The organism is Acidisphaera sp. S103 (assembly GCF_009765975.1).
Lineage (GTDB): Bacteria > Pseudomonadota > Alphaproteobacteria > Acetobacterales > Acetobacteraceae > Rhodopila.
On the sequence record NZ_LMUJ01000111.1, the window covers coordinates 1 to 4,317 of the forward strand.

Sequence of the window (4,317 nt, forward strand, 5' to 3'; positions counted from 1 at the left end):
AGGCCTTCGGTCGGGCTACGCCCTCCCTTCACCCCACGCCCCGGAAACTTTCTCATCCTGATTGACGGGGATTCTCACCTTGATTGTCGCGCGGCACGCTATGCCCTGGCAGCGCAAAAGGCTCAACCGACCTAACTCAGTCTGCCGATATCACGCATGATACCGTAGAGCGTTTTTCGCTTGGCGGGGCGGCGCACCGGCCGCCCAGTTCGAGCTTCCGTGGCTGGAATCCGCGCCGGTGAGCGAAAAACGTGTTGCGCTAAACCGCCCCCCCGCTGCCAGGGCTATGGGGATTGAATGCCGCGGGTCCTTCGCCGATGCGGCCCAGAGACGGTTTGGAGGGCAACGGGCGGGCATGGTCGGCCCCAAACGAGCCTTCGAGCGATCGCCACAGCCGAGATTTGGTTGCTTGGCCCCCGTTCAGCGGCGTGTGCGGCCAGTGCAGCGTAAGCGTCGCCGCCCCGATCTGGCGGGTGCTTCGCGGTCTCGCTGCCGGAGCGCCGATTCTGGGTCATGATGTGTCCAGAACCGGCTGGCAGATTCTGGGCCGCGCGATGCAGTCGATCACCACCATGATGCCGGTATGGCAGTACGGACACTCCCGCAATGACTGACCGGTCAGCGCCTCGAAACTATCACGGTAGTCAGCCGGCGGATCGGCTTCCAATCCGGCCGGCGTCATCCCAAGGAGCTCCCGGCAGCGCGCGAGCTTCTGTTTGCGGTGGCAGTTGCCAAGGAAGCCGAAGTACCGGATGCGGTGGAACCCGTCAGCCAACACATGGATCAGGAAGCGGCGGATGAACTCGCCGGCCTCGAGGGTCATGGTTTTTTGACGGTTGTCGTCCCGGTAATCTTTCCAGCGGAAGCGAACCTCGCCGTCGTCCATGGACACCAAGCGATTGTTGGAGATGGCGACGCGATGGGTATACCGCCCGACATAGTCCAGGACCTGTGCCGGGCCAGCGAACGGCCGCTTAGCATAGACCACCCACTCGGTGTTCCAGGCCGGCGCAAGGTGATGCCGGAATGCCGCAGGCTCATACAGGTGACGATGGGCGGAAAAAAAGTTCAGCTCTCCGGCGGCGAATGCTTTCCCCAAGTACTTCAGGAACAGGCCCCGGAACATCCGCGACAGCACCCTGACCGGCAGGAAAAACCCGGTCGGCATGCGATCCAGCTGTCGCCGTCTGGCGCAATTCCACCCCCAGGCACGAGAAAATGAATGTGTGGGTGATGACACCCACGCCCACAATACCCTGAGCCCGGACAGTACGGACGTTCAGGTCTTCTACCCGTTTCACCCGCTTCATGGTTCTACCTTGCGGATCCTTCGCAGACCGAAGCGGGGAGATGGGACGGTCTGTGTCATCGACCCATGCGGGCGGCGACTGAAGATTCCAGTCTGGATGCTGTTGCGGGGATGCGCCGAGATCATGATCTCCGAACGACCGCGGGTGGGTAAGGAAGCACTCCTCTCTCTTGCTTCACTGATTGCATCACAACCCGACTCCAACTGCCGTGTTCACGATGACCTTCCGCTGACGCCCGTTAGGGAATGCGAGGGAGGTGGTCGTGGTACAACTTCAACTTCTGGACCTGATGATTCCAGAAGAATGCGATGCCGTCTCAATGGACCCAGCGACACGCGCCGATCTCATCAATCTCATGGCCCGGGCTGTGGTGGCAGTCTTTCACGAGGAAGGGGGAAGCAATGACAGAAGTCGTGTACAGTCCCAAGATCAAACCGGAGCACTTGGCTCGCAAGGCGATTGTGTACCTTCGGCAGTCCAGCGACAAACAAGTACGACAGAATAAGGAAAGTCAACTCCTCCAGTACGCGGTTGCCGAACGGGTGCGCGCTCTGGGCTGGGCGCAAGTCGAGGTCATCAATAGTGACCTCGGATCGAGCGCGGGTATTGCCGCCGCCCAGCGGGAAGGCTTCGAGCGTGTCCTCAGCTTGGTAGCACTGGGAGAGGTCGGCATCGTCGGCAGCCGAGAGGTATCGCGGCTATCCCGGACGGACAAAGACTGGTGTCGGCTGCTGGAGGTGTGTCAGATCTTTGGAACGCTAATCGCTGACGACCAGCAGGTATACGATTTGAATTTTCTCGACGATCAATTGGTGCTGGGCATCAAAGGCACCCTCAGCGTGGTCGAGCTCAAGGTCATACGCCAGCGATTGTTGGCCGGGCAGGAGTCCAAAGCCCGCCGCGGCGAACTGTTCAAAAGGCTCCCGGTTGGGTATGCCCGCGACGCAGTCGGTAAGGTTGTGTTTCACCCCGATCGCCGGGTCAGCGAAGCGATCCAACTGGTGTTCACTAAGTTTCGAGAACTGTGGAGCGTGCGTCAGACATTCCAATGGTTCCGTGACCACGACGTGGAGCTACCGGCCAACCCGATCCAGGGAACCGGGCTGATCTGGAAGATTCCCTCACAGAGCCTGGTCCGCGACATCTTGTCCAACCCCTTCTATGCCGGCGCCTATGTTTGGGCGCGGCGTCCGGTAAAGACCTTGCTGGTCGACGGCCGGCTGGAGAAACGTCAGGGCGCGATGCGCCCCGCCGAAGAATGCCGCGTATTCATCCGCGATCATCACGTAGGTTATATTGACTGGGCCACATACGAAGAGAATCGGCGAATGGTGCGACGCAATTCGGTGAGCCGGGAGGGGGACGAATCGATGGCGGCGATACGCGCCGGCCAGGGTCTTCTGGTAGGACTCCTCCGCTGCGGACACTGTGGACGCAAGCTGCATGTAAGGTATTGGGGTGGCCGCGGTACCAATGCACGCTATCTTTGCAAAGGCGACTTTGATGATGGCGGGCAGTATTGCATCGGGTTTGGAGGCAGCTCGGTAGACCACCGGGTGGGACAAGAAGTACTAAACGTGATCGCGCCTTTGGGGGTGGAAGCCAGTCTGCGAGCGCTCGAAGAACTGAGCGCCGACGGCGCCGCTCAACGTGCCGCCCTGTCGCGCAAGCTGGAGCAACTGGCGTATGAGGCAAAAAAGGCCTTCGAACAGTACGACGCGGTAGACGCTCGCAATCGGCTTGCGGCGAGCGAGTTGGAGCGGCGATGGAACGAGAAGTTGGAGGAAATCGAGGTAGTCAAGCAACGGCTTTCCAGTCTGGATGCACAGCGTTATTCGGTATCAAACGAAGAGGAAATAAGAATACGCTCGATGGGTGATCGATTCGCCGAAGTCTGGCAGAGTAATCACTGTCCTCCGACATTCAAGAAGATGATCTTCCGCACAGCCATCGAAGAGATCATCGTGCACACCGACCTGGATAGAAAGTCCCTTGAGTTGATAATTCACTGGAAGGGAGGTGTGCATACGCAACTTGCGATGGAGCGGCCACGTTCCGCGACGGAAACCGCCACGCCTGTGGAGGCGCTGGATATCATCCGTAGTATGGCTGTTCGCCACGGCGACGACCAGATTGCCTCGGTATTGAACCGACGCGGCTATTCCACGGGCAAAGGGAAACGATGGAATCAGGTTCGCGTGGCGACCGCCAGGCGCAACCATTCCATTGTCGGTCAAAAGCGAGCCCTGCCTGATCCGGAGAGAGTTAGTTTGAGCCAAGCGGCGCGAATATGCGGCGTCAGTCATCGCACGATCGAACGGCTGGTGGAGGCCGGCCTGCTAAAGCGTGAACAAGTGACGCCCCGTGCACCCTGGGAAATTCGCCGCAGCGATTTGGACGCCGAACCCATTCGCAGGATTATCGATTGCCTCCACCGCACCGGCAAACTGATTTTGCTAGGGGGCCGCACGGAGGACCAACTCGCCCTGTTCACTGAAAATGCTGGAAATGATAATGCCGGGTATCATGTCTGAGGGTTCTGCAACAGATTCTGTCCCCAGGTGTGCAGCACACCGAGGAAGCTGATCTCCGCACCCAGATGCTGTGGATCCGCGGCGATGGTGCGCAACGTCTCCGACGCCGCCCGGAACAGGATGTCGTAAACCACGGTCTGATTCTGAAACGCGATGGCCTCGATCGCCGCCGGCATCGTGAACACGACGTGGAAATACGGCACCTCGAGCAGTTCCGCCTGACGATCGGCGAGCCACTGCGCCCGCGCCAAACCTTGGCACTTCGGGCAATTTCGATTCCTGCAAGAATCGTAGGCGATACGTTGATGGCCGCAATCGCCGCACCGCTCGATGTGACCGCCAAGCGCGGCGGTGCGGCAATTCTCGATTGCGATCATGGCGCACCGCCGTGCCGCGGACAGCGACGCGCCCTGCTGATCACGGAAAGCCGGGCCGAAGTGGCGGAGCACATCCGCCACTTCCAGCCCCTCGCG

General features: G+C 60.1%; 1 protein-coding gene and 2 pseudogenes. 1 reads left to right on the forward strand and 2 read right to left on the reverse strand.

What is annotated here, in order from left to right; all coding sequences use genetic code 11:
• Positions 1-511 precede the first annotated feature (511 nt).
• Positions 512-1,236: pseudogene (locus GSQ89_RS36045) on the reverse strand (transposase); the annotation flags it as partial.
• 475 nt (positions 1,237-1,711) lie between these two features.
• On the opposite strand from GSQ89_RS36045, the gene GSQ89_RS36055 reads away from it, so the two are divergent.
• Positions 1,712-3,844: a recombinase family protein gene (locus tag GSQ89_RS36055; RefSeq protein WP_158932946.1), complete on the forward strand. Its 2,133-nt coding sequence runs from the start codon at positions 1,712-1,714 to the stop codon at positions 3,842-3,844.
• Here GSQ89_RS36055 and GSQ89_RS36060 read toward each other — a convergent pair.
• Positions 3,844-4,308, reverse strand: a pseudogene (locus GSQ89_RS36060) (transposase zinc-binding domain-containing protein); the annotation flags it as partial. The gene GSQ89_RS36055 and the pseudogene GSQ89_RS36060 overlap by 1 nt on opposite strands.
• Positions 4,309-4,317 lie beyond the last annotated feature (9 nt).

Coding starts and splice junctions, on each gene's coding strand:
- GSQ89_RS36055 (WP_158932946.1), top strand. CDS start 1,712: ATGACAGAAGTCGTGTACAGTCCCAAGATCAAACCGGAGCACTTGGCT.